This is a genomic window from Rhodococcus sp. WS3, from assembly GCF_003797085.1.
GTDB classification, from domain to species: domain Bacteria; phylum Actinomycetota; class Actinomycetes; order Mycobacteriales; family Mycobacteriaceae; genus Rhodococcus_F; species Rhodococcus_F globerula.
Genome location: NZ_RKMA01000001.1, coordinates 471,879 through 496,682, shown reverse-complemented (window position 1 = coordinate 496,682; position 24,804 = coordinate 471,879). Strand labels below are relative to the sequence as shown.

Annotated in this window: 23 protein-coding genes and 1 other RNA gene; 14 read left to right on the top strand and 10 right to left on the bottom strand. The window is 61.5% G+C overall.

From position 1 onward, the window contains the following. Window positions 1-25: 25 nt before the first annotated feature. Together EEB13_RS02250 and EEB13_RS02245 are read right to left on the bottom strand one after the other, a co-directional pair. Window positions 26-889, bottom strand: coding sequence for an ABC transporter permease (locus EEB13_RS02250; RefSeq protein WP_033231144.1), 864 nt, complete (start codon window positions 887-889; stop codon window positions 26-28). Continuing rightward, window positions 886-1,668, bottom strand: a complete 783-nt coding sequence (locus EEB13_RS02245) for an ABC transporter ATP-binding protein (RefSeq protein ID WP_033231143.1) — start codon at window positions 1,666-1,668, stop codon at window positions 886-888. Before EEB13_RS02245 ends, EEB13_RS02250 begins: the two co-directional genes overlap by 4 nt. Window positions 1,669-1,908: 240 nt before the next feature. Here EEB13_RS02245 and EEB13_RS02240 point away from each other — a divergent pair, with 240 nt between their 5' ends. Genes EEB13_RS02240 through EEB13_RS02230 form a run of 3 tightly spaced genes read left to right on the top strand, consistent with a single transcriptional unit; the run spans window position 1,909 to window position 5,451 of the window. Then, entirely contained in the window at window positions 1,909-3,084 is a 1,176-nt protein-coding gene (locus EEB13_RS02240; protein WP_141484505.1) for a nitrate ABC transporter substrate-binding protein, read from the top strand. Between the two features lie 19 nt (window positions 3,085-3,103). Next, window positions 3,104-4,081 (top strand): isopenicillin N synthase family dioxygenase, encoded by a 978-nt coding sequence (locus tag EEB13_RS02235; protein WP_033231141.1) that lies wholly within the window; start codon window positions 3,104-3,106, stop codon window positions 4,079-4,081. A 38-nt stretch (window positions 4,082-4,119) separates the two neighbouring features. Next, window positions 4,120-5,451 carry an amidohydrolase family protein gene (locus tag EEB13_RS02230; protein WP_141484504.1) on the top strand — a complete coding sequence of 444 codons (1,332 nt, stop codon included), beginning with the start codon at window positions 4,120-4,122 and terminating at the stop codon, window positions 5,449-5,451. On the opposite strand, the gene EEB13_RS02225 is transcribed toward EEB13_RS02230, so the two are convergent. The 3 genes from EEB13_RS02225 to EEB13_RS02215 all read right to left on the bottom strand — a co-directional run bounded on the left by EEB13_RS02225 (window position 5,448) and on the right by EEB13_RS02215 (window position 9,809). Then, entirely contained in the window at window positions 5,448-7,073 is a 1,626-nt protein-coding gene (locus tag EEB13_RS02225; protein WP_141484503.1) for an acyl-CoA synthetase, read from the bottom strand. The genes EEB13_RS02230 and EEB13_RS02225 overlap by 4 nt on opposite strands. Window positions 7,074-7,163: 90 nt before the next feature. Then, the gene (locus tag EEB13_RS02220; protein WP_045070480.1) at window positions 7,164-8,366 is read right to left on the bottom strand and encodes an acyl-CoA dehydrogenase family protein; all 1,203 of its coding nucleotides are present in this window, start codon (window positions 8,364-8,366) and stop codon (window positions 7,164-7,166) included. A 27-nt stretch (window positions 8,367-8,393) separates the two neighbouring features. Further along, window positions 8,394-9,809: an acyl-CoA dehydrogenase family protein gene (locus EEB13_RS02215; RefSeq protein ID WP_141484502.1), complete on the bottom strand. Its 1,416-nt coding sequence runs from the start codon at window positions 9,807-9,809 to the stop codon at window positions 8,394-8,396. Between the two features lie 148 nt (window positions 9,810-9,957). Here EEB13_RS02215 and EEB13_RS02210 point away from each other — a divergent pair, with 148 nt between their 5' ends. Next, window positions 9,958-11,100, top strand: a complete 1,143-nt coding sequence (locus EEB13_RS02210; protein WP_230589964.1) for a sensor histidine kinase — start codon at window positions 9,958-9,960, stop codon at window positions 11,098-11,100. Beyond that, complete coding sequence (locus EEB13_RS02205; protein WP_141484501.1) at window positions 11,097-11,735, top strand: response regulator; 639 nt, start codon at window positions 11,097-11,099, stop codon at window positions 11,733-11,735. The genes EEB13_RS02210 and EEB13_RS02205 overlap by 4 nt, the downstream gene beginning before the upstream one ends. Here EEB13_RS02205 and EEB13_RS02200 read toward each other — a convergent pair. The 3 genes from EEB13_RS02200 to EEB13_RS02190 all read right to left on the bottom strand — a co-directional run bounded on the left by EEB13_RS02200 (window position 11,729) and on the right by EEB13_RS02190 (window position 14,739). Then, entirely contained in the window at window positions 11,729-13,264 is a 1,536-nt protein-coding gene (locus tag EEB13_RS02200) for a multicopper oxidase family protein (protein WP_141484500.1), read from the bottom strand. The genes EEB13_RS02205 and EEB13_RS02200 overlap by 7 nt on opposite strands. 136 nt (window positions 13,265-13,400) lie before the next feature. Then, window positions 13,401-14,183, bottom strand: a complete 783-nt coding sequence (gene hisN / locus EEB13_RS02195) for a histidinol-phosphatase (protein WP_045070469.1) — start codon at window positions 14,181-14,183, stop codon at window positions 13,401-13,403. Between the two features lie 61 nt (window positions 14,184-14,244). Next, window positions 14,245-14,739, bottom strand: a complete 495-nt coding sequence (locus tag EEB13_RS02190) for a beta-class carbonic anhydrase (protein ID WP_116101531.1) — start codon at window positions 14,737-14,739, stop codon at window positions 14,245-14,247. 77 nt (window positions 14,740-14,816) lie between these two features. On the opposite strand from EEB13_RS02190, the gene prfB reads away from it, so the two are divergent. The 6 genes from prfB (at window position 14,817) to smpB (ending at window position 19,608) form a co-directional block, all read left to right on the top strand. Beyond that, entirely contained in the window at window positions 14,817-15,923 is a 1,107-nt protein-coding gene (gene prfB / locus EEB13_RS02185; protein ID WP_033231132.1) for a peptide chain release factor 2, read from the top strand. 19 nt (window positions 15,924-15,942) lie between these two features. After that, window positions 15,943-16,827, top strand: coding sequence for a mechanosensitive ion channel family protein (locus EEB13_RS02180; RefSeq protein ID WP_033231131.1), 885 nt, complete (start codon window positions 15,943-15,945; stop codon window positions 16,825-16,827). Further along, window positions 16,824-17,309 carry a hypothetical protein gene (locus EEB13_RS31360; protein ID WP_181317460.1) on the top strand — a complete coding sequence of 162 codons (486 nt, stop codon included), beginning with the start codon at window positions 16,824-16,826 and terminating at the stop codon, window positions 17,307-17,309. The genes EEB13_RS02180 and EEB13_RS31360 overlap by 4 nt, the downstream gene beginning before the upstream one ends. Window positions 17,310-17,382: 73 nt before the next feature. Continuing rightward, the gene (ftsE, locus tag EEB13_RS02170) at window positions 17,383-18,063 is read left to right on the top strand and encodes a cell division ATP-binding protein FtsE (RefSeq protein ID WP_202025995.1); all 681 of its coding nucleotides are present in this window, start codon (window positions 17,383-17,385) and stop codon (window positions 18,061-18,063) included. Between the two features lie 82 nt (window positions 18,064-18,145). Then, window positions 18,146-19,051, top strand: coding sequence for a permease-like cell division protein FtsX (gene ftsX / locus EEB13_RS02165; RefSeq protein WP_033231129.1), 906 nt, complete (start codon window positions 18,146-18,148; stop codon window positions 19,049-19,051). An 80-nt stretch (window positions 19,052-19,131) separates the two neighbouring features. Further along, on the top strand, window positions 19,132-19,608 hold the full coding sequence (gene smpB / locus EEB13_RS02160) for an SsrA-binding protein SmpB (RefSeq protein ID WP_033231128.1): 477 nt from the start codon (window positions 19,132-19,134) through the stop codon (window positions 19,606-19,608). A 14-nt stretch (window positions 19,609-19,622) separates the two neighbouring features. Here smpB and EEB13_RS02155 read toward each other — a convergent pair whose 3' ends face one another. Next, window positions 19,623-20,207: a helix-turn-helix domain-containing protein gene (locus EEB13_RS02155; RefSeq protein ID WP_092801048.1), complete on the bottom strand. Its 585-nt coding sequence runs from the start codon at window positions 20,205-20,207 to the stop codon at window positions 19,623-19,625. 65 nt (window positions 20,208-20,272) lie between these two features. On the opposite strand from EEB13_RS02155, the gene EEB13_RS02150 reads away from it, so the two are divergent. The 3 genes from EEB13_RS02150 (at window position 20,273) to ssrA (ending at window position 23,215) form a co-directional block, all read left to right on the top strand. Next, a complete protein-coding gene (locus EEB13_RS02150) occupies window positions 20,273-21,262 on the top strand; it encodes an NAD(P)/FAD-dependent oxidoreductase (protein ID WP_261984428.1) in 990 nt (329 codons plus the stop codon). Between the two features lie 28 nt (window positions 21,263-21,290). Continuing rightward, window positions 21,291-22,778 (top strand): SDR family oxidoreductase, encoded by a 1,488-nt coding sequence (locus EEB13_RS02145; protein WP_141484499.1) that lies wholly within the window; start codon window positions 21,291-21,293, stop codon window positions 22,776-22,778. A gap of 66 nt (window positions 22,779-22,844) precedes the next feature. Then, window positions 22,845-23,215: a transfer-messenger RNA gene (gene ssrA, locus EEB13_RS02140) on the top strand. 102 nt (window positions 23,216-23,317) lie between these two features. On the opposite strand, the gene EEB13_RS02135 is transcribed toward ssrA, so the two are convergent. After that, a complete protein-coding gene (locus EEB13_RS02135; protein ID WP_261984427.1) occupies window positions 23,318-24,673 on the bottom strand; it encodes an HNH endonuclease signature motif containing protein in 1,356 nt (451 codons plus the stop codon). Window positions 24,674-24,804: the final 131 nt, after the last annotated feature.

Here is a 24,804-nt window from a genome sequence, read left to right as displayed (position 1 = left end):
CTTGTTTCGATGGGGAGTAGGTCGATCAGCGGCCGGACGTGTGCCACTTACCGACCAGAATGCGGGAGAGGTATCCGAAAGCGGAGAAGACCAGGACACCGAACAGTGAAGCAATGACGATCGCGCCGATCAGATCCTCGGACTGAAGTCGGCTGCGGTAGACGTCGAGAAGGGTGCCGATGCCGGGTTGTCCTTTTGCGAAGAACATGTCGCCGATAATGGCACCGACCACAACAAGTCCGGACGCGGTGCGGATGCCGGTGAGAATGGCAGGCATCGCCGCTCGCAGTTCGAGCTTTACCAGCCGATCCCAGCGCGATGCGCGTCCGAGGGTGAAGAGTTCATGCAGTCCCCGGTCCACGGACTGCAAACCGAAGTGGGTGTTGGTGATGATGGGGAACGCCGCGATCAGTACACACACCAAGGTGCGGGCAGTCATGCCGTAGCCGAACCACAGGCCGATCAACGGGACTATCGCGAGAATGGGAATGACCTGAAGCACAACGGCATACGGGTAGACGATCCGCTCGATCCACTTGGCCTGACTCATCAGTACACCCGTTCCGACGCCGATTGCAACGGCGACGACAAATCCCACCGCCGCGACCTGCGCGGTGACGGCCAGCGCTTCGAGCATCGGACCGAGGTGTTTCCAGTCGAGTAGCGACTGGGTGAGCACCCGACTTGGGGGCGGCAGCATGAACTGGCGTTCGGGTGAGAGGACCAGGTTGCTCACTATCGACCAGAGCGCGAGAGCGCCGGCCAACGAGAGAAGGGGAAACGCGATCATGCTCCCGATCCTCTTCAGGCGTTGCTTCCAGAGCTGCGTGGGTAGGGAAGTTGCTGTGGTGCTTACTACTTCGCGGCGAAGTGTCAGTGCTTCGGTCATCGGAGGCTCCCGTGCAGACTGGCCGAAATTTCGGCGACGTATTCGGTGAAACGGGCGTCGTACCGCAGTTCCGGGCTGCGTGGGTAACCGAAGCCGATGTCGACGACAGAATGGATGCGACCAGGTCGCGCGGTCATGATGACAACCTTGTTGGCGAGATACACCGCCTCGGACACCGAATGCGTGATGAACATAGCGGTGAATCCCTTGTCCGCGTATAGCCGTTGAAGTTCGACCTGCATGTCGAGGCGCGTCATTTCGTCGAGAGCACCGAACGGCTCGTCCAGGAGCATGACCTCCGGAGCCAAGGTCAGAGCCCGCGCGAGAGACACTCGCATCTTCATACCGCCGGACAGTGCATTGGGCAATTGCCCCGAGAAGTCTCGTAGGCCGACAGCGTTGATGGCTTCGCCGGCGCGTTCACGACGGAGGGCTTTGGACACGCCGCCCAACTCGGCCGACAACTCGACATTGGATTGCACTGTTCGCCAAGGTAACAGCGTCGGCTCCTGGAAGATGAAGCCAACCGATTCGGTGTCGAGGGCAACGGATCCGCTGGTAGGACGCTCGAGGCCGGCTGCCATGCGCAATAGTGTCGACTTGCCGCAGCCGGACGGGCCGACCACGGCCACGAAGTCGCCACGGCGCACATCGAGATTGATGCCGTCCAGTGCCACCGTGCCGGTGTCGAATTTCTTCACTACATCGGTGAAGGCCATCTGCATGGACGTGGTCAGTCTGCGTGCGTCGGTGTCCTGCATCGTGTTTGCGAGTTTCATCCGTGCCTCCGGATCGTGTGATGCATGCAAAATATCTGCGTTCTGATGGGATTGAGTGTGGATTGCATGTATGTCGGGCGGATTTCTCAGTGTTAATTGATTGTGACATTGCAGGTGAATCGGTTATCTCGAATGATTAACCTGCGAGAAACAAAGCGGTATCTGCATGTAATCGAAGTGCTACAGACTCTGCTCATCCCCAATCTGCATGTCAGAGTCACTTCATTTCGAGGAGAACCCGTGAATTCCAAACGCACAACCGTGGGAACCGCCAGTATTGCCCTCGCCTTGCTTGCTGCATTCGGGTTGAGTGCATGCAGTTCGAGTGACGCCGACACGGCGGTTGCGTCGGAAGCGCTCGAGCCCGCTGCGGATGCGCAGACACTAGCCGGCGTGTGTCCGGAAAACGTTGTAGTGCAGCTGCAATGGCAGCCGCAGTCGGATATGGGTGCGCTGTTCGAGATGCTCGGGCCGGGATACACCGTCGACACAGACGACAAGTCGGTCAGTGGCACTCTGGTCGCGGGCGGCAAGGATACCGGCGTCGATCTCACGCTTCGGGCAGGTGGCCCGGCGATCGGGTTCCAGTCCGTCAGTTCTCAGATGTACGTGGATGATTCGATCACGCTGGGTCTGATCCATGGTGACCAGGTGATCGCCGCGTCGGCGAGTCAGCCCGTCATGGCGGTGACTCCACTACTCAAGTACAGTCCGGCAATCGTGATGTGGGACCCTGCGTCGCACCCTGATTGGAAGAGTGTTGCCGACATCGGCAAGACCGATGCAAGCGTCGTGGTGTCCAAGGAACAGTTGTTCCCGCAGTGGCTGGTTGCGAAGGGGTTGTTGAAGCAGTCTCAGCTCGACACTAGTTACGACGGCGCACCGTCGCGCTTCGTCGGCGACCCGACCATTGCGCAGCAGGGATTCGCGAATTCCGAACCGTACACGTACGAGAACGAGACGCCGGCCTGGGACAAGCCGGTTTCCTTTGACCTGCTGAAGGATTCAGGCTTCGACATCTATGCGTCCAATGTGTCGGTCCGCGCTGACAAAGTAGAATCGCTCTCGTCCTGCCTGACCAAATTGGTTCCGATCATCCAGCAAGCGAGTGCCGACTACATCACCGATCCGGCTGCGGCCAACAGCGCGATCGTCGACGTTGTCTCCCAGGATATTTCGTTCAGTCCCTACACCGAGGGCGAGGCTGCCTTCAGTGCTCAGATGTTGAAAGACGAAGGTTTGATTGCAAACGAGGCTGACGGTTCGGTAGGAACCTATGACATGGCCAGGGTCACCCGAAACGTCGCTGACCTGACGCCCGTTCTGGTGGCCGGCGGTGCAGCGATTCCGGATTCACTGACCGCAGAACAGATCTACACCAACAAGTTCACCAACCCGTCCATCGGAATCCGCTGATCAGGAGACTGGAAAAATCATGACGTACGAGATGACCGAACTCAACCGTGAGAGCCGTATGGGCGGCCTCGGTACCGAAACAACCGACCGCGAAGTGCGACGGATCGATCTCTCCGACTTCGAGAACCGCCGCAGCGAGATAGCGGACGAGTTATGGTCGGCTGCAACAGATATCGGATTCTTTCAGGTTGTCAACCACGGAATCGACATCGGTGAGGTTCGCAAGGCGTTCGCTGCCACGGAGAACTTCTTTGCGCTACCCGATGAGGTCAAGGCCCGATATCCACTCAAGAAGGGATTCAATTCCGGCTGGGAGAGCATGTCGCAAGTGCGGCCGTCGATCGGGACGCCCGATCAGAAGGAGTCCTACCAGGTAACTCGCCCCCACATGGGTGACCTGTGGCCCACCGACGACGAACTCGAGGGCTTCCGCGAAACGATTCTCGATTTCGAGGCACGGTGCTGGGGCGTCGCGATGGCCCTGCTCTCGTGTTTCGCAGACAAACTCGGATTCGAGCGGGACTTCTTTGCGAAAGCCCACGATCCGTCGGTGACCAGTTACCAGAGCACCCTCCGGTTGCTGCACTACTTCCCGCTCGCTCCCGATGCCGATGTCGCAGGAATGTGGCGAGCCGGCGCGCACACCGATTTCGACTGCCTGACCTTGCTCTTTCAGCGCGACGGTCAGGGCGGGCTGCAGTTGTGCCCTGGTAAGGAGATGGAGGCCCAGGAATGGACGTCGGTGGAACCCGCCGAGGAAGCGATCACCTGCAACATCGGTGACATGCTGATGCGATGGAGCGACGATGTGCTGCCGTCGAACTTTCATCGCGTCAAGAGCCCAGGCCTGAACGACTACCGGGGCCCTCGATACAGCCTGGCTTTCTTCGCGCAGGCCAACCGCGACATCATGATCGAAGGTCCGGCCGGGAAGTATCCGCCGATCACCGCCGAGGATTATCTCTACCAGCGCGTGAATGCCAATTTCGCCCGCTGAGCCGACTGAAGACGCCGACCGAAGACACGGAGAAAACGATGAATACCGCACCCGCCAGCATCACCATCACCGACGTCACCGTCTACAGCGGCAGGCAATGGCTCGAAGGTCGAGACGTCGTGGTGACTGACGGAATTGTCACCGCGATCGAGGCGTCGCACGGTACGTCGGCTCTCGGTGACCCGAAGGCCGGAAGTGTTGACGGATCCGGTGCTTACTTGATTCCCGGATTCGTCAACACGCACACGCACATTCAGCAGTCGCTGATGCGGGGGATCGCGGAGGGAACTCCACTACTCGAATGGCTGCTTGCCGTTGCCGAGGAATCCGTGCTGATCACCCCGGAAAAGGCGTACACCGCAACAGTTGCGGCCAGCCTTGAGGCCTTGCGGAGCGGTACCACCACATTGGTGGAACACATGTGGCCGCACCCGTCGAGCGAGGTACACGACGCTGTCATCCGAGGATTGCACGACACCGGGATTCGCGCCCTGCTGGGGCGTGGGGTGGGGGATCGATCGGACCCGACGCGTAAGTGGGGCTTCGATCCGCGGCTTTTGCAGCCATTGGGCGAGGTCCTCGATCACACCGATCAGATCATGCGAGACGTTGCCGGATCGCGCATCGATGCGGCTGTGGCAGTGCCGAATCCGAGATCGTTGACTCCGGAGGGAATGGCGCAGGTGCGTGAATTCGCTCAGGCGCGCGGACTGACCGTATCGATACACCTGCTCGAGACACAGACCGACAATATGATGTGTACCGAACATACGGGGATGGGTGCGGTCGACTTTCTGGACGCTAACGATTTCCTGTGGGATCGAGTTCTCGCGGTTCACTGCGTCGAACTCGATGATCGTGGTCAGAAAGTGCTGGCAGAGAGAGGAGTTGGCGTTTCCTACAACCCGGTGAGCAACATGCGACTCGGTAGCGGGGTCGCACCGGTGCCGAGCTTCCTGGAAGCCGGCCTCGCAGTGGGGCTGGGGGTGGACGGCGCCGCCAGCAACGACACGCAGGACATGCTCGAAACCTTGCGTACCGGTGCCTACGTGCAGCGGGCCACCCGAGCGCGTGCGGACTTACTCGGATTTGGTGCCATGATCGATATCGCCACCGGCGGCGCCAACAGTGCACTCGGCTTGCCGCCGCGATCAGGCGGTGTGTCTGTCGGAGATACTGCTGATCTCACCATGATTCGGTTCGAGAGGGACTTCGGATGCCTGCCGGTGCGCGACCCGGGTGCATCCATTCTCACAACCGGAACCCGGCAGATCGTCGACACCGTTCTGGTTGCCGGCGAGGTTGTCATCCGGGACGGGCACTCGACGCGGGTGGACGAGGCTGAGCTGATCAGTGCACTGTCGGCCTAAGTCTTGTCGACGTCCATCTCGATCAGTACGCGGCGCAACAGCTTTCCCGTTGCGTTGCGGGGGAGTTCGTCGATGAACAGGACTTCGCGGGGTACCTTGTATCGCGCCAGGTTGGAGCGGACGTGAGATTTCAGATCCTCGGCGTTCTTGTCTGCACCGCTGGCGATCACAACGAAGGCGCGCAGTCGATGCCCGAAATCCGCGTCCTCCACTCCGATCACCGCAGCTTCCAGCACGTCCGCATGATCAGCTAGGAGGTTCTCCACTTCGAGAGGATATACATTTTCACCGCCCGAGACGATCATGTCGTCGTCGCGGCCGTCGACGAACAACAGGCCGTTGGCGTCGAAGTGCCCGACGTCGCCGGTGGAGAGGAGTCCGTTGATGCGCTCCTTGTCGCGGCCGTCGGTGTAGCCCTCGAAGCTGAGGCCGCTCGAGACGAAGATTCGTCCGATCGTGTGGGGGGAGTTGATCTTCTGATTGTTGTCGTCGAACAGTTCGACGTGGCACGTGACGGGCGCCCGGCCGGCAGTGCCCGGCGCGATGGTGAGATCTTCGGGCGTGGCGACAGTGGCGACCGCTACTTCGGTGGAGCCGTACAGGTTGTAGAGGACGTAACCGAATGCCTCCGTCACTCGTTTGCAGAGATCAGGTGAGAGGGACGACCCTGCGGAGAAAATGATCTTCAGCTGTGAGGTGTCGTATTTCGACAGCACTTCGGGGCCGAGATCGATGATGCGGGTCAGCATGGTGGGAACCACGACAAGGCTGTCGCACTTGTGTTGCGCCACAAGCTTGACCGTGTTCTCGGGATCGAATTTCCGGTGCATCACGACGGTTTGTCCCAGGCCGAGGGCGAGCGCGAACTGGGAGACGCCGGTGCCGTGGAAGGCCGGCGCCGCCATCATCATTGTCTGCCCGCGGCGCAGTGGTACTCGGTCGAGGAACTGCGCTGACGCCAACGGCGAGGTGTGGCTGCGCGGCGCGCCTTTCGGGGTTCCGGTGGTTCCGCTGGTCAGAAGTACAAAACCGCCACTGCGTTCCGGCGCCGGCACTGCGGAGGTTCCTCGTCCCGCAATGACGTCGTCGAGTGTGCGGATGGTGGTGTTTTCGCGCTCTGCCCACGCCCGGTATCGCCTTGTGTCCGCAGGGAGGGCGTCGGCGACTTCGGTGAACTCGTCGTCGTAGACAAAGGCCGCGACATCTTCACGGGCCGCGACGTCGACCAGTTGAGGGCGCGCAAATCCCGTGTTCATGAGGACAAGTTTGGTGCCGTTCTTGGCTGCCGCGAGCATGGTCAGAACCAGGCCACGATGGTTTCGGCACATAGCGCCCATCACCGAATCGGATGTGATGCCATCGGCCTGCCAGGCCCGTACCAGTGCGTTGCTCTGCCGTTCCAGTTCGGCGTACGTGATGGGTCCACGTTCGTCGATGATGGCTACCGCATCGAGGCCGTTCTCGGCATGCGCGTGGACGGGACCGGCAAATGGTCCGTACTTGTCCACAGCTGCAATGGATTTCAGACCCTTGTCGAGGCGGGGAAACGGAATCAGTCCCGCTCGTGTCATGACTCCCACGGCGCCGATGGTGTCTGTGATCTTGGTGACCAATCCGGGCATGGGTAAACCTCTTCCGAGCGTCGGTGAAAGGACCGGATCTCAGCCTAATCGAAACCGGACGCTTTCACCGACGATCTCGGTGCCGTGTTTTTACTTCAGTTCGGCAGACGTCTTTCCCAAGAGACGACGGGCAATGATCAGCTGCTGAATCTGCTGAGTGCCCTCGAAAATGTCGAGAATCTTCGAATCCCGACCCCACTTCTCCAGCAGTGGACGCTGGGAGTAGCCGTACGTTCCGGCGAGTTCCACTGCCTTGAGGGTGATGTCGGTGCCCGTGCGGCCCGCCTTGGCCTTGGACATCGACGCCTCGAGGGAGTTCGGCTTCTTGTTGTCTGCCATCCAGGCTGCGCGCAATGCGAGCAGGTAGGCGGCTTCCCAATCAGCTTCCATCCGAAGGAACTCGGCCGCCGCGGCATGCTGGTTGTAGGCCGGTGTGTCGTACGAGATCTCGACGCCGGCTTCCGTCAGGATAGTGCGCAGTTCTTCGAGTGCGGCGCGGCCGACGCCGACAGCCATGGCGGCGACCATCGGGCGGGTGTTGTCGAACGTCTGCATGACGCCGGCAAAGCCCTTCTCCACGTTGACCTCTGCGCTGCCGAGGATGTTGTCCGCGGGGATTCGGCAGTCCTGGAGCAAGAGTACGGCGGTGTCGGACGCTTTGATGCCCAGCTTGTGCTCGAGGCGGGCGACGCTCAGGCCCGGCGCGTCGCGCGGCACGACAAACGACTTGATTGCGGCTCGGCCCTTGGATTTGTCGACCGATGCCCAGACGACGATGTGGGTGGAACGCTCACCGGCGGTGACAAAGATCTTCTCGCCGTTGAGAACCCACTCGTCGCCGTCCAGAACTGCTGTTGTGGTGACTGCAGCCGAGTCGGATCCGAAGCTGGGCTCGGTGATGGCCATCGAGGCCCACACCTTGCCGAACCGTTCGAGTTGCTCGTCGGTGGATACGGCTGCAATCGCGGCGTTGCCGAGGCCTTGGTAGGGGATCGAGAGCATGAGACCCACGTCGCCCCAGGAGGTTTCGAGGGAGTTGAGCAGTGCCGACATGTTGCCACCGTTGGCATTGCCGGTCTTGCCGGAGTCAGCTCGGCCGCCGGCAGCGCCGCCGATGTCGCCACCCGAGTCGGACAGACCCTCGACCATGGCGGCCATGGTGTCGAGTTCGACCGGGTACTCGTGTTCGGCTAGATCGTATTTACGTGAGATGGGTCGGAAGATCTGAGCTGCGACCTGATGCGCCTGGTTCGCGGATGCTTTGAGCTTCTTGGGAAGTTCGAGATTGATCATCGTGGTTCTCCTGAAAAGTCAGCGGCGTCAGATGAGGACAATGCCCTCGGCAACGCCGATGGCTCGAAGGTCGCGGTACCAGCGCTCGACCGGGTGTTCCTTGGTGAATCCGTGCCCACCGAGGAGTTGCACGCCGTCGAGGCCGATCTGCATGCCCTTTTCGGAAGCCAACTTCCGGGCGAGGGCCGATTCACGAGCAAAGGACAATCCCTGCTCGGCACGCGAAGCGCCACGCAGCGTGACCAGGCGCATTCCGTCCAGTTCGATGGCGATGTTGGCCACCATGAACGCAACTGCCTGCCGATGGCTGATCGGCTCGCCGAATGCTTCGCGCTCGTTCACGTACGGAATCACGTAGTCCAGCACGGCCTGGCTGGTGCCAACCGCCATCGATGCCCATCCGAGACGAGCGAGGCGGATCGCGTCGGCGTACTCGGCCTTGCGCTGATCGGCGTCGCCGTCGCCGAGAAGTGCGGATTCGGGGACCGAGACATCGGTGAGGATCAGGCGACCGAGCGATGCGGCCCGCAGTCCCATGCTGGGGTCGGCTTCGACGACAAGGCCTTTGGTGTCCGACTCGACGATGAAGAACGACGGCTTGCCGTCGAGTTCCGCGGCGATGACAAAAAGTTCCGACGTTGCAGCGGCCGGTACCAGGCTCTTGACGCCGTTGAGGCGGTATCCGCTGGGGGAGCGAACGGCCTTGGTCTGCAGTGCAAAGGGATCGAACAGCGCGCGAGGCTCGTTGACTACCACTGCGGCACCGGGAACCTGCTCACCGGTGAATGCGGGGAGATACGTCTTCTGCTGCGCGTCGGTGCCCCACTGAGTAAGGGCGACAGCTACGCCGCTGGGAGCGAGGATCGGCAGTGCCAGCCCCATGTCTCCGTGTGAGAGCGCCTCGGCGACAAGCGAGTTGGTGACCGCGCCGCGATCGGATGCGGCGCCGTCGAGTTCCTCGGGGACGTTGATCAAGGTGATCCCGAGTTCGGCCGCCCGCTTCGTCAGATCGGCAGGAGCGGCGGCGGACGCATCGGCATCGTGTGCTGCGGTGCGCAGGATTTCCGATGCAAAGTCGCGCACGGTTTCGACGATCATCTTCTGGTCGTCGTCGGGCGTGAGGTCGAAGTAGTCCGAGTTTTTGGCGGGGTTGTCCGGCAGTCGCTTGGGCGCGTCGTTGCCGGCCACCTTCTTGAAACCGCGCGTAGCGGCGCCGAGAGTCTTGAAGCCGGTCTTGGTGCCCTCGTAGGTAACCCGGTCGATGGTCTGGCGCAGGTTGAACTTTTCTGCGAATTCAGAACCGGTGATCTTGGTCAGCACGCGCATGGCGGTACCCATCGCATCGCGCTTGACGGGGTTGAGGCCGACTGCGGACGTGTCGCGAGGGTGCGCCGTGGCATGGCTCTTGCTCGGGGCCACACTGTCTTGCTTGGTCATGATCACCAGGGGTTTCTCGGTGTCGGGGCGTTGGACTCCCTTATCTTACTCAGGAGTAAGGTCGGATGTCGAGCATCCCTCGAAATGACGCGAGTCACGTCTACTCCTCCCTGAGTAGGAGGTGCCACGACCCCGAGCGTCATAGGCTCGACAGGTGAACCGGACAGAGGTGCCAGATCGGATTCAGCGGTATGTGCGCTACTCGCCGCTGGTATTGATTCCGTGCTTACTGATTGCCAGCACGTATCCCGGGGAGTATCGGGTCCCCGTCGGCTATTGGATCGTCTCGATGCTGTCGGCGATCATCTTCGTGGCTGGTCGCCGGTGGCCGGTACTTGCTTCGCTGGTCATCTCGGCACTTGCGGTTCCGATGTTCGTCGCCGACGCGTGGGGTCTGTCCGAGCTCGTGCCGTATCTCGGAGCGGTAGCCGTTGTCGATGTCACGATGCGGGCCGAGCGCCGGGAACTGGTTGCCGTATCTGTAATCGGATGGTGCGGTTCCGTACTGGCAGGGATCTGGTTCGAATCTCACGAAGCATTCTTCTCGGTCACCACTGCCGTGAAAGTGCTTGCGTACGTGGGCTTACCGCTGCTGCTCGGACTATATCTGCGTTCGCAGCGTGAATTGGCCGCGAACAATCTCGCGCACACCCGAGCTGCGGAACGAAGCGCTCTGGCCCGTGAGCTGCACGACCTTGTTGCACACCACATGGCGTCGATCGTCCTGCGGATCGGAGTCGCTCAACACGTATTGGCACCGCAGGACGAGGCCGTGCGGGAAGTCCTCGCCGACGTGCGCGCGACGGCGTCGGATGCGCTGACCGATATTCGCCGTCTTCTCGTCGCATTGCGCGATCCCTCGCTCGGCGAGGTTGCTCTGGTCGAACCGGACGCCGTCGCCGCGGAGATCGAGGCTGCGCTCGATCGTGTGCGTGCAGCCGGCTTCCAGGTCAAGGCGCACGTCGAGTCGGGCGCAGGTGACCTCGACGCCATCGGCCGGTTGACGCTGTTACGGGTAATTCAGGAGTCGCTGACCAACGTCATGAAGCACGGAGACAGGAAGGGGCCCGTCTCGGTATCTGTTCGTCGCAACGCCGGTCGGGTCGACGTCAAGGTGATCAACAATGTCGAGGGGTCGGCAAAGGGCGCCGGACACGGCCTCGTCGGAATGCGGGAGCGTGCAGAGTTGGCCGGCGGTGAGATGACCGCAGGTACGCTCGGTGACGGAAGGTGGGAGGTGCACGTGAGTATTCCGCTGTTGGCCCATCCGCTGTCGGTCAAGGGTGACGACTCGTGATCTCAGTGTTGGTTGTCGACGACCAGCGGCTGGTACGAGCAGGTTTGCGGATGCTGTGCACTGCGGACGAGGACATGACCGTATCCGGTGAGGCGTCGAACGGCGTCGAGGCGGTAGCGCTTGCCGCCGAACTGGATCCCGACGTAATCCTGATGGACTTGAGGATGCCCGGCCTCGACGGGATCGGTGCCACGCGGCAGATCGTCAAGTCCGGGCGGCGCGCACGCATTCTCGTACTCACCACCTTCGACGACGACGATCATCTGTATCCCGCGCTTGCTGCCGGCGCTTCGGGGTTTCTCGTCAAGGACACCGAACCCGCCGAGTTGCTCGGTGCCATTCGCCGGACAGCCGAGGGCGACATGGTGTTCTCCCCGGAACTGCTCCGCCGCGTCGTGGATCGGGCGGTGATCGGCACCGCCGCGGGCACTGCTGTGACAGAGGCGGTTTCGCTGACCGAGCGCGAATCGCAGGTTCTCGCCCTGGTTGCGGAAGGGAAGAGCAACCAGGAAATCGCGGACGCGTTGCATTTGGGTGTGACCACGGTCAAGACTCACGTGGCGAACCTGATGTCGAAGACCGGTTGCGACAATCGGGTTCGCCTCGCCGTGTACCACTTGCAGAACTTTCAGTGACCGGAGTGCGAACCAGGCGAAGGCATCGGCATGTCCATCTGCATCGGAGCTGCCTTCTGTCCCGGTTCGAGGACGAGGAATTGGCCCATCATCCCTTGATCCTCGTGCATCAGCAGGTGGCAGTGGAACATGTAAGGGAACGTGGGATCGGTGTACTCGGACCACTGCAGTGCGACGCGAATCCTGCTGCCCGGCGGCGTGTAAACGGTGTCCTTGAGGCCGCGCAGGTGCGGCGGGGGAGTGCGACCGTCGACGTCGAGGATCTGGAACTGCACGTCATGGACGTGGAAGTTGTGTGGCCAGTTGTCCTTGTTGGTGATCGTCCACACTTCGGTGGCGCCGACCTCGGCCTCGAAGTCGATGCGGTTCATGTCCATTCGTTGCCCGTTGATCATGTACCACTGCAGATCGAAGGTTCGGGAGACGCTTGCCTTCGACGGATCGAGATGCGGCAGTACGGCCAACTGCGCCGGGAGAGTCGACCGTGACGCGCGGCTGGCAACCCCTCGCAGCTCGATGATGTCGAAGCGGTCGTTCATGCCGAAGTTCTCGGCGTCGGAGGAACTCACGCCACCGCCGTCCTCGATCGGGAACGACACCAGTGTGGTCGTCGCACCGGGGTCGACGCGAACCACGATCTCGGCTCGTTCGCCGGGGCTGAGCTGAATCCGCTTGATCGCAATCGGTGATTCGAGCAGTCCGCCGTCGGTGGCAATCAGATCGAACGTGCGGTCGTCGGGGAACCCCAGGTTGTAGAGACGGCCGGAGGAACCGTTCAGGATGCGCAGTCGCACAACGCCGGTAGTGACGTCGAGGTAGGCATCGGCGATGCCGTTGGCGACGATCGTGTCGCCGAGCAAGCCGACGTCGGTCGGGTCGGTCTCGTCGAAACTGCCGTCCGCGGTGAATCGTCGATCCTGGATGATCAGTGGAATATCGTCCACTCCATAGGTTTTCGGGAGGTCCAGCGTATCGGTGTCGGCGTCGTCGATCAGGAACAGTCCGGCGAGTCCGCGCTGTACGTGCCGCTCGGTGGATCCATGCGGATGTGGGTGATACCAGAGCGTAGACGCCGCTTGGTCGATGGTCCACGCCGGTTCCCACCGCCCGCCGGCTTCGATGGTCTGGTGCGGTCCGCCGTCGAACCTGGCGGGTAGATGCATGCCGTGCCAGTGGACGGTCGTGGGCTCTGCCAGTGCGTTGTCGATCGTGAATGCGACAGATTCTCCGCGTCGGGCTCGGACCGTCGGACCGAGGATAGAGCCGTTGAAACCCCAAGTGTCAGTGATCTTTCCCGCGACTATCTCGGTGGTTCCGGCGCCGGCGCGGAGGGTGAAATGGCGGACGCCGGAGTCGTCGACCGTGGATGCAGCCAGCGGCGGAATCGGTAACGGACGTGAAGACCCTGCTGCTGCCGTAGGCCGCGAGGCGCCTGCGGAGTCGGCGGAGTCGGCGCCGCAGCCCACCGCAAGTCCGAGGGGCGCGGCAGCCAGACCGAACAGTATCGAGCGCCGGGAAATCCGGTTCATCATTCTCCTGAAGTAGTGCGTGATCGACTACTCCAAGTCAACGTGCCCGGATGCCGCGCCGAATCCTGCCGACGGGCCTGCCGGGACTCCTCCCTCAGGCCGTTGCGGCGAGTGGGGAGTTCTGCTACCTGGCCGGCTACCTCAGGCGAGCAAGAACATCTTCGTGCAGCAAGCCGTTGGTGGCAACGGCACTGCCACCGTGCGGGCCACTCCCGCCGGCCAAGTCGGTGAAGGTTCCGCCGGCTTCGCGGATCAGCACGTCCAGAGCGGCGAGGTCCCACAGGGAAACCTCGGGTTCGGCAGCGATATCGACTGCACCTTCGGCGACGAGGCAGTACGAGAAGAAGTCTCCGTACCCGCGGACGCGCCACACATGATCGGTGAGATCGATGAACTGATCGCGGATTCCGCGGTCCTTCCAGCCGGACAGGCTCGAAAAACTCAGGCTTGCGGATTCACTGCGGTCGACGGCGGACACCTCGATCGTTCGGGCGTCGCCGCCGTCGTAGGCGGTAAAGGCACCCAAACCTGTTGCCGCCCACCAGCGTCGGTTCAGTGCGGGCGCGCTGACGACACCGACGACGGGTACGCCGTCCTCGAGCAAACTGATCAGGGTCGCCCAGACCGGCACGTTGCGCACGAAGTTCTTGGTGCCGTCGATCGGATCGACCACCCACTGCCGTCCCTCGAATACCGCGTCGCCGCCGAACTCTTCGCCCAGCACCGAGTCGCCCGGTCGAGCCTCTGACAAGCTCGCGCGCACGGCGCGTTCGACGGCGAGGTCGGCGTCGGAGACCGGGGTGAGGTCGGGTTTGTCGTCCACTCGCAGATCGAGAGCGCCGAAGCGGGCGCGAGTGATCGCGTCGGCCTCGTCGGCGAGACGCAGGGCCAGAACAAGGTCGGAAGCGAGGTCGGTCACGGGTAGACAACTTACCGTCTTGCCCGCCCTGTCCCATCTACGCGCCCATCTGTGCGCCTACCTACGCGGGCAGAACTTCGTTCAGCTTTCCGGTCGCCACATCGAAGACAAATCCGCGCAGTGAGGTCGTTGCAGTGATGAACGGACTGCTCTCGATTCGGCGTAGTGATTGCCGTACGTCTTCGTCGACGTCGGGGAACGATTCGGGCGACCAGGACGGTTTGACGCCGATCTCGTCCTGGATGGAGCGCTTGAAATCGTCGTCCGTGAACGTCAGCATTCCGCAGTCCGTGTGGTGGATGAGGATGATCTCGGTGGTGCCGAGGAGGCGCTGGCTGATGGCAAGCGACCGGATCTCGTCGTCGGTGACCACACCGCCGGCGTTGCGAATGACGTGTGATTCGCCTTCCTTGATGCCGAGGGCACGGTAGACGTCCAGACGGGCATCCATGCAGGCGAGAACGGCAACGTGTTTGCTCGGCGGCAGGGGGAGTGGCCCGGAGAATTGCGCGGCGTATGCGGCGTTGTTCTGTAGATATTCGTCGGTGACGGTCATGGATACGCCTTTCTGGTTCGGGTCCTGATTCGAGTCGCGGTTATTGCAGGGTTTGGCACCCGGTAGCCTTGAGAACCGTGCATCCTGACGTAATTGCAGACCTGAACGCGCTCGACACCACCCTTCGCACCTGCGAGTCGGTCGTGGACGTCGAAGAGCTGCGTCGACGCATCGACGAGCTCGAACATCAGGCTGCCGATCCCGGCTTGTGGAACGACCAGGATCACGCTCAGCAAGTAACCAGCCAGCTGTCGCATGCCCAATCGGAGCTTCGTCGAATCGTGGCGCTGCGAGAGAGGCTCGACGAGATGCCGATTCTCTACGAATTGGCAGAAGACGAAGGCCCTGACGCGATTGCCGACGCCGACGCCGAACGCGCCAGCCTGCGCGAGGACATCGCGGCGATGGAAGTCAAGACCATGCTGTCCGGCGAGTACGACGAGCGTGACGCGCTGATCAACATCCGCTCCGGCGCAGGCGGCGTCGACGCAGCGGACTGGGCCGAGATGCTCATGCGCATGTACATCCGTTGGGCGGAAAAGCACGACTACGGCGTCGAGGTCTACGACACGTCGTACGCCGAAGAAGCGGGACTCAAGAGCGCGACGTTCGCGATCAAGGGGCCGTACACCTACGGCACGCTGTCTGTGGAAATGGGCACGCACCGCCTGGTCCGGATCAGCCCGTTCGACAACCAGGGCCGCCGTCAGACGTCGTTTGCCGAGGTCGAGGTTCTGCCGGTCGTCGAGACTACCGACCACATCGAGATCAACGAGAACGACATCCGCGTCGATGTCTACCGTTCGTCCGGTCCGGGTGGTCAGTCCGTCAACACCACGGACTCCGCGGTTCGCCTGACACACATCCCGACGGGCATCGTCGTGACGTGCCAGAACGAGAAGTCGCAGCTCCAGAACAAGGTGTCGGCGATGCGCGTCCTGCAGGCAAAGCTGCTGGCGGTCAAGCGTCTGGAAGAGCGAGCCGAGATGGATGCGCTCAAGGGCGACAGCGGAAGCTCCTGGGGCAACCAGATGCGTTCGTACGTCCTGCACCCGTACCAGATGGTCAAGGACCTGCGCACCGAGTACGAGGTCAACAACCCGTCCGCAGTGCTCGACGGTGACATCGACGGTTTCCTCGAGGCCGGCATTCGCTGGCGCATGAGCGAGAACCAGTCCGCATAAGCGGCAACCGAAAGGCACGATGACTTTTCTCAGACCTGGGCAGAACCTGCTCGATTGGCTCCAGAACCCTGGATTGTCGGTCCTCATGACCGTGCTCGGAGCGATGATCCTTGCCCGTTTGGTCAGCTGGGGCGGCAACAAGGTCACCGACCAGATCGACGCCAACTATCAGTTGGGTGACGCTCTGGTGCGGTCGGAGGCGACCAAGCATCGTCACTCGGTCGCGCAGGTCATCACATGGGTGATCATCACGTTCATCTACGTGATCGCGACACTCAAGGTTCTCGACCAACTGAACCTGCCGATCGGCAGTTTGGTCGCACCGGCAACGGTGCTCGGCGCGGCACTGGGCTTTGGTGCGCAGCGCGTCGTGCAGGACATTCTGGCGGGCTTCTTCATCATCACCGAACGCCAGTACGGATTCGGCGACACCGTGAGACTGGCGATCACTGGCTCGTCCGACGACGCCGAAGGTGTCATCGAGGACGTGACGTTGCGAGTCACTCGAATGCGGAACGCCGACGGTGAAGTGATCACCGTTCCCAATGGTCAGATCGTGAAAGCGACCAACCTGTCCAAGGATTGGGCACGCGCGGTCATCGACGTTCCGGTTCCCGCCACTGCCGATCTCAACCGCGTCAACGAGGTCTTGCGTCAGGTCGGCGTCGATGCAATGTCCGACCGTGGACTCAAGAAGCTTCTCCTGGACGAGCCGACGGTCATGGGCATCGAAAGCCTCGAAGTGGATCAAGTCAGCATTCGGATGGTGGCGCGCACGCTACCCGGCAAACAGTTCCAAGTCGGCCGGGCACTGCGTGTGCGAGTTGCCGCGGCACTGCGTCGACAAGGAATCACCGTCACGCCGGGACTTCATACGGGCGACATCGAGGAGGCGAGCGAATGACCGAGCAGGAACCCCGGCGCGGTCTCGACCGGCTCATCCATCTCGACTGGATGCCGTCCCGCTTGTTCGGTGGCCGGATGCGGACGTCGACATTCATCTTGGTCGTGGCCTGGATCCTCGCCTACGTCGCCAACGCGTATCTCAACCCGGCGGAGCCAACCGTGGCCACGCCCGCGCCGGCCGCAGGATCGTCGGTGACGGAGCCGTACACGCAGCCTCCGGTGGCGACAACGACAACAGCTGTCCCGGAATCTTCGACGCCTCCGTCCTCGGAATCGGTGCCGTCGACGACTGTGGTTCCCGGTTCAGCAACTCCCGGTTCAGCTCAGAGCGGTGTTTCGACGACGGTGACGACGACAGCACCGCCTCCAGGCCCTCCGGTCGGTAACTCCGGCAACGAAAATTCCGACTCGGGCAATTCCAACAGCACAGTCACGACAATTCCGAGCACAACAGCCGCGACAACCAGTGGAGCCGGGTAATACGGGCGCACTCGCCGCGCGTTGCTCCAAGGTCACTGTTCGATAACGGCTAGACTGGCTTGTTGTGATCAGCATGAAGAACGTGTCGAAGTCCTACAAGGCCTCCACCAGGCCGGCGCTCGACAATGTCAGTGTGGAGGTGGAAAAGGGGGAGTTCGTCTTCCTCATCGGCCCCTCCGGCTCTGGCAAGTCGACCTTCATGCGTCTACTGCTGAAAATGGAGTCGCCGACGTCCGGTGACATCGAGGTCGCGGATTTCCACGTCAACAAGTTGTCGGCACGTCGAGTTCCGAAGCTGCGGCAGGCCATGGGTTGCGTTTTCCAGGACTTCCGACTGCTGCAGCAGAAGACGGTGTCCGAGAATGTCGCGTTTGCATTGGAAGTGATCGGTAAGCCACGCGACGTGATTGCGCGCACCGTTCCCGAGGTCCTCGACATGGTCGGCCTCGCCGGCAAAGCCGATCGCCTTCCGACCGAACTGTCCGGTGGCGAGCAGCAGCGCGTAGCCATCGCGCGCGCTTTCGTGAACCGGCCGCTGGTCCTCCTCGCCGACGAGCCAACCGGCAACCTCGATCCCGAGACCAGCCAGGACATCATGCTGCTGCTCGAGCGCATCAACCGCACCGGCACCACCGTCGTCATGGCCACTCACGACCACCACATCGTCGACTCGATGCGTCGACGAGTCATCGAACTCGATCTCGGCAAGGTCAGCAGAGACGAAGCGCGGGGTGTGTACGGCGTCGGCAGGTAAACGCCGACTGCTCACCACTCGTCCGAACGCCCACCGGTAGCCGCGAAGCCGCCGATCATTCGAGAAGGAATCGGATTCCCCGATGCGTGCCAGTTTTATTTTCAGCGAGGTCCTGACCGGCCTGCGCCGCAACATCACGATGACCATTGCCATGATCTTGACGACCGCCATTTCGCTTGGACTCTTCGGCGGCGGCCTCCTCGTGGTTCAGATGGCCGGTAAGACGCAGCAAATCTTCCTCGAGCGCGTCGAGGTCCAGATCTTCCTGACCGACGACATTTCCGCCGCAGACCCCGGATGTGAGCAAGAAATCTGCAGCACTCTGCGGCAGGAACTCGAGCAGACACCGTCCGTCGTCGCGGTTCAGTTCCTCAATCGCGACGACGCGGTGAAGGACGCGACCGAGCGAGTGTTCAAGGACCAACCCGAGTTGGCAGCACTGGTCAGTCCGGACAGCTTCCCGGCGTCGTTCAAGGTCAAGCTCAGCGACCCGGAACGATTTGGCGTCATCAACGACACGTTCGGTTCGCGGCCAGGCGTCGAGAGCGTTCTCAATCAGCGTGAGCTCGTCGACCGTCTCTTCAGCGTCCTCGGTGGTGTCCGCAATGCCGCCTTTGCCATCGCCGTCGTGCAGGCTATTGCCGCAATTCTGTTGATCGCCAACATGGTTCAGATCGCCGCATTTACACGTCGAACCGAGGTCAGCATCATGCGGCTGGTGGGCGCAACACGCTGGTACACACAGCTTCCGTTCCTGCTCGAGGCAATTGTTGCCGCATTGATCGGTGCGGTGCTGGCGATCGCCGGGCTCTTCACGGCAAAGAATCTGTTCATCGACGGAGTGCTGGCCGACGTCTACGAAGCCAACATCGTCGCCCGTATATCCAACAGTGACATCCTGTTCGTCTCACCCTTCCTGGTCCTCGCCGGTGTGGGAATGGCAGCGATCACCTCGTATGTCACGCTTCGTTTGTACGTGCGCGAGTAATTGGTTTGCACGGCCTTCTATGCTGAGAGCAAGAGTTGTTTGCATTATTGGGTAAGACAGCGGACTGAGAGGCCCGGACAGTGAAGGAAAAGGGCCGCAAGGTCATTGCGACCAATCGCAAAGCGCGTCACAACTACACGATCATCGACACCTACGAAGCGGGAATCGCGCTCGTGGGCACCGAGGTCAAGAGTTTGCGCGAAGGTAAGGCGTCACTCGTGGACGCATTCGCAACCGTCGACAACGGTGAGGTGTGGCTTCGATCGCTGCACATTCCGGAATACACACAGGGCTCGTGGACCAACCACTCGCCGCGTCGGACCCGGAAGCTGTTGCTGCACAAGCGCGAGATCGAACACCTCGTAGGCAAGACCCGCGAGGGCAATCAGACGCTGGTTCCGTTGTCGATGTACTTCTCCGACGGCAAGGTCAAGGTCGAACTTGCTCTCGCCAAGGGTAAGCAGGACTACGACAAGCGTCAGGACATGGCCAAGCGCACCGCCGAGCGTGAGGTGACCCGCGAGCTGGGGCGTCGGATCAAGGGCATGCGCGGGTAGTAGTCGGCCTGATCTCAGCCGCGGCGGTCGGCCGGCGCAGCGCGTAGGTGTACTCGTTCACCTTGCTTGCCGAACAGGCTGATCACCTCGGCCGGGCGGCCGTCTGCGGCGCTGAATCGGTGGGGGATATGAGTGTCGAACTCGGCGGCTTCACCCGCGCCCATGACAAAATCGCGATCACCGAGCTGTAGCCGGACCCGGCCCGACAGCACGTACAGCCACTCGTACCCTTCGTGCGTACCCGGCTCGCGGATGTCCTCTGTGGGCGCGAGGATCATCTTGTAGGCCTGGAGGTTTCCCGGCTGGCTGGTCAACGGAATGATCGTCATCGATCCCACCTTTTGCGGTTCTTCCCGCACCCTGGGGTCTGCGATCTTGCTGTTGACGAGGTCGTCGAGCGGGACGCCATGCGCTTTCGCAATCGGCAGCAGCAACTCCAAGTTGGCTCGGCGAGTTCCGGATTCGAGCCGCGACAGCGTGCTGACGTTGATACCCGTGGCCTCGGAGAGATCGGTCAACGTCATGTCGGATTGTTGGCGCAGTGTGCGCAGACGCGGGCCGATTCCCGCGAGGACGGCGTCGAACGATGATTCGGTCATTCTTCCATTTTGCCAAATCAGCAATCATGTTTGTCAAGTTGGCGTTGCGATGCAATCCTGAATTCATGACACAGACCTCTTACGACGCAGCAGACACCTACGACGTGGCAGTGATAGGAGGCGGCGCTGCCGGACTCAACGCCGCGATCATCCTCGGTCAAGCCCGCAGATCCGTTGTGGTTTTCGACAACGGCGCTCCGCGCAACGCAGCCGCAGATCACATGAACGGATTCCTCTCTCGTGACAGGATGAATCCAGCCGAACTCCTCGCCATCGGACGCGACGAAGTCCGGAAATACGGTGGAGAGTTCCATGACGGGACCGTCGTGGCGGTCGACCGAGATGAAGGTTCCCGTGGGAGTGGATTCGCGATCACCCTTGCTGACGGCGCTCGAATCTCGGTGCGCAAAGTCCTGGTGGCGACAGGATTGACCGACAGGTTGCCGGATGAACTCAGTGCCTTCGGTGAGCGGTGGGGCCGCGACGTCCTGCACTGCCCGTACTGCCATGGATACGACGTGCGCGATCAGCCTTTGGGTGTCATTGCCAAGAGCGTCGAGTTCGCGATGCATCAGGCCCCGATGATCCGTCAATGGTCGGACGATGTGGTGCTGTTCCTCCATCGGATCGAGGATCTCAGCGCCGAGGATCGGGAAAAGCTTGCAGCGCTCAATATTTCGATCGTCGAAGGCGAGGTGGCAGCGCCCGTGCTCGAGGATGATCGTCTCGTTGGAGTGCAACTGGCCGACGGTAGAACTGTTGCGCGGTCGGCAATCTTTGTCGGAGGCGCGGTCACGATGGATCCGAACGATTCGATTCTGCGATCGTTCGGCGCAGCGACGGCGGCGACGATGATGGGTGAGTTCGTCACCGTCGACATGATGGGTGCCACAAGCGTGTCCGGCGTCTTCGCGGCAGGCAACGTTGTCGATCCGAGTGCGCAGGTCATCATGGCCGCAGCAGCTGGCGCGAAGGCCGGAGCCGGAATCAACATGGCGCTTACGGCCGATGATCTGGAGGCGGCGTTGGCGCTCCGAGGTTCGATTTCTGCGTAGCAGTTGGTTTTCTGCGTAGCGTGGTGTGATGGATACGGTGCGAGTGTTGATCACAGGAGCTACCGGCTACATCGGCGGGCGTCTGGCTCCCAGGCTGGTTACAGCGGGGCATCACGTCCGGGTGCTGGTACGCAGTCCTGAGAAGTTGCGCGATGTGCCGTGGCGCGAGTCCGTCGAGGTAGTTAAAGCTGACCTGAGTGACAAGGCATCCCTTGCAGGCGCTTTCGACGATATCGATGTTGTCTATTACCTTGTCCACGCCATGGGCGGTGGTGGCTCGTTTTCCGATGTCGACAAGCGCAGCGCGGTGAATGTGGCCGAAGCGGCTGCGGCCGCTGGTGTTCGCAGAATCGTCTACCTCGGCGGACTGCATCCATCAAACGCAGAACTGTCGACGCATTTGAAGTCTCGGCTGGAAGTCGGCCGGATCCTGCTGGACTCTGCCGTTCCGACTGTCGTGTTCCAGGCCGGCGTGGTGATCGGTTCAGGTTCGGCCTCTTTCGAGATGGTTCGCCACCTGACCAATCGCCTGCCGGTGATGACCACACCGAAATGGGTGCACAACAAGATTCAGCCGATTGCCGTGCGTGATGTACTCCATTACCTGGTGGCTGCGGCGGCCACGACTCCGGAGATCAACCGCTCATTCGATATCGGCGGACCGGACATCATGCAGTACGGCGAGATGATGAACGCCTACGCCGATGTTGCGGGGTTGGTGCGTCGGCGCATTGTCGTTCTGCCGGTCCTGACCCCGAGGCTCGCCGGTCTCTGGGTGGGGTTGGTCACGCCCATTCCGCACGGGCTCGCAATGCCGCTGATCGAGTCACTGCAGAACGATGCCGTCATGCACAATCACGACATCGACGGTTTCATCCCGCCGCCCGAAAGCGGGCTCACCACGTATCGCGAAGCGGTACGGCTGGCTCTGCGCAAGATCGAGAACGGAGAGGTCGAGACTTCATGGTCGGGTGCGACCATCGCCGGCGCACCGTCGGATCCTCTACCGTCTGATCCGGATTGGGCCGGTGAAACGGTGTACGTCGACCATCGTGAACGTGATTGTGCCGCGGACCCGGAGACCTTGTGGAAGGTGGTCGAATCCATCGGCGGCGAGAACGGTTGGTACTCATTCCCTTTGGCCTGGGCAATTCGAGGATGGATGGACCGAGCGGTGGGCGGCGTCGGGTTGCGGCGGGGTCGGCGTGATCCGCGTCACCTCAATACCGGTGAAGCCCTGGACTTCTGGCGGGTCGAAGAAATCGACAGAGGAAAGTTGCTGCGACTGCGGGCCGAAATGAAAGTCCCCGGTGGGGCGTGGTTGGAGCTGAGAGTTTCGGAGGGGCAGCGCGTCTCCGAAGAGCAAGGTGGTGGATCGCGTCTGGAGCAGCGCGCTGTATTTTTCCCGCGAGGCTTGGCTGGGCGACTGTACTGGTACTCGATCCTGCCGTTCCATGGCGTCGTTTTCGAGGGCATGATCACCAACATCACCAGCACAGCAGAACGCTCGATTTAATTGGTATGACTTCCGTGCGGCAGCGCGTTATAGTAGGTAGCCCCACGAAAGACGCGGGGCACACACGGGGCTGAACGGTTTCGACTGCGTGTGTTGAGTTAGGGGAAGCGTGTCGGTGCAGGCAAGAGACCACCGTAAGCGTCGCTGCAAACCTATAAGCGCCGATTCCAATCAGCGCGACTACGCTCTCGCTGCCTAAGTAGCGAAGCGTGTCTGTCAGCCCGGGGTTGCCCTCGACCCGGATCCTGGCATCAGCTAGAGGGCTTTACTGTTCGGCTCGGTCACGGAGTTGGATGGGACATCAAACAGTGACTGGGATCGTCATCCTGGCTTGTTCGCGAGACTGGGAGATCCAAGTAGAGACTTAGCGAACTGCACACGGAGAAGCCCTAGCGATTCAACGTAGGACCCGGGTTCAATTCCCGGCAGCTCCACAAAGAGGCAGGTCAGACACTCGAAAGCGGGTGTAGGGCCTGCCTCATTTTTATGCCTGACAATGGCCCGATCAACGCTTATGTATGCACCCTGCCCGTCACGCTTTATGCTGCCCAGCCGTCGAGGAGCACACTGACTGCGTGGTCCAGGTGCAGGGGGTCGCCGCCCCAGTTCGGAATGATCGCGTTGTCCGGGATGTCGCCTCGCAGGAGCTGATCAGCCAAACCGCTGATCGGAGGGGCCGGATCGATGACGTCTCCGTTGGTCGTTTGGAACTCGAACTGTTGATCACCAAGAGCAGTGATGGTGAACTGGCCACGATGTAGCGCTCGGTGGCAGGTCCCGCACAGCAGGATCAGGTTGTCGAGGTTGGTTTCTCCGCCGCGGCCCCAGAATTGCACGTGGTGAGCGTGCAGAAATCTGGTTCGACCGCATCCTGGTGTCCGGCAGCTTCCGTCACGGTAATTCAACGCCAACATTTGTTTGTGACTGGTGACGCGGGTCTTCCGGCCTAGATTGAGCACGCATTGCTTCTTGGTCTTTGCCAGGCGCAGGTGGGCGTTACAGAGGACTTCCTCGGAATCGTTGTCGGGGAGTACAGGTCCGCCAGGAACCCGGAGGTTGTCGTGTTCGTGGAAAAACACCACTTCGGCCGAGTTGCTGACGCCGCTCGCGTTGTATGTCGGGGCTGTGGCAGCTATTTCGGCCATCGCGAGGAGCGCCGGTGCGATGTCGCCGGGTGGTTTTTTCGCAGCGTTCTGCTGAGTGATCGGCTCGTCCGATAACGCGGTGGCGTCATCGTCATTGTCGATCTTGGGCTCGTTGTCGGGTGACGGCATTGCTGTCTGTGTTCGTTCACGTTCTGCCGAGGTGAGTGCGGCGAGGATACGGGCGCCGTCCTGTGCAGCGAGGCGACCTTTGATGACAAAATCGCCCGTGTCGGGGTCCCAATGCCAGCGGACTTGAAAGCGTTCAGGCGCTTTACTTTTGCCGGATTCGTTGTCGGCGACTTTGCGTAACCCGGCAGTCAGACGGTCGATCTGTGCGGCAGGTGCTTCGCGGCCGAGTCGAACCATCTGCTTCTCATTTGAGGGAGTTGTGACTCGGGTAAGTGCGCGAACCTTCGAGTAGGACAAATTGCCTTGTTCGAACGCTTTCCGCATCGCGGGCAAAGGGCGGAGTGCTTTGGCGACACGAACGTATTCGCGTCCGGTGTGCAGGCTCATGCCACATTTCCAGGAGAGCCAGTGAGCGCATGAATGTAGGCCGGGACCGGCCCAGCCTCGTTGTTCGTCGAAGTCGGCGAGCAGCGTGAGGAATCGAGCGGTCGCTGCGGCGATTTGTCCAGCTAGTGCGCAGATTTCCACGCCGATGTTGTCGACGGCTTCACGCTTGGCCGCGAAGCCCATGACGTGATCGGTATCTCTGTCGTTATCTCTGTCGAGCTTGTCTGTGTCCATGCCAACCCCCCGGTTCGAATGTTCATTCGACAGTAGATCGAGGCACCGACAGATTTCGAAAAGCGTCCCCGCGGGGACGCTTCCGATCAAGAGAAGAAATCTCGCTAAGCCCCAATCCGCCAGGCTTTCGG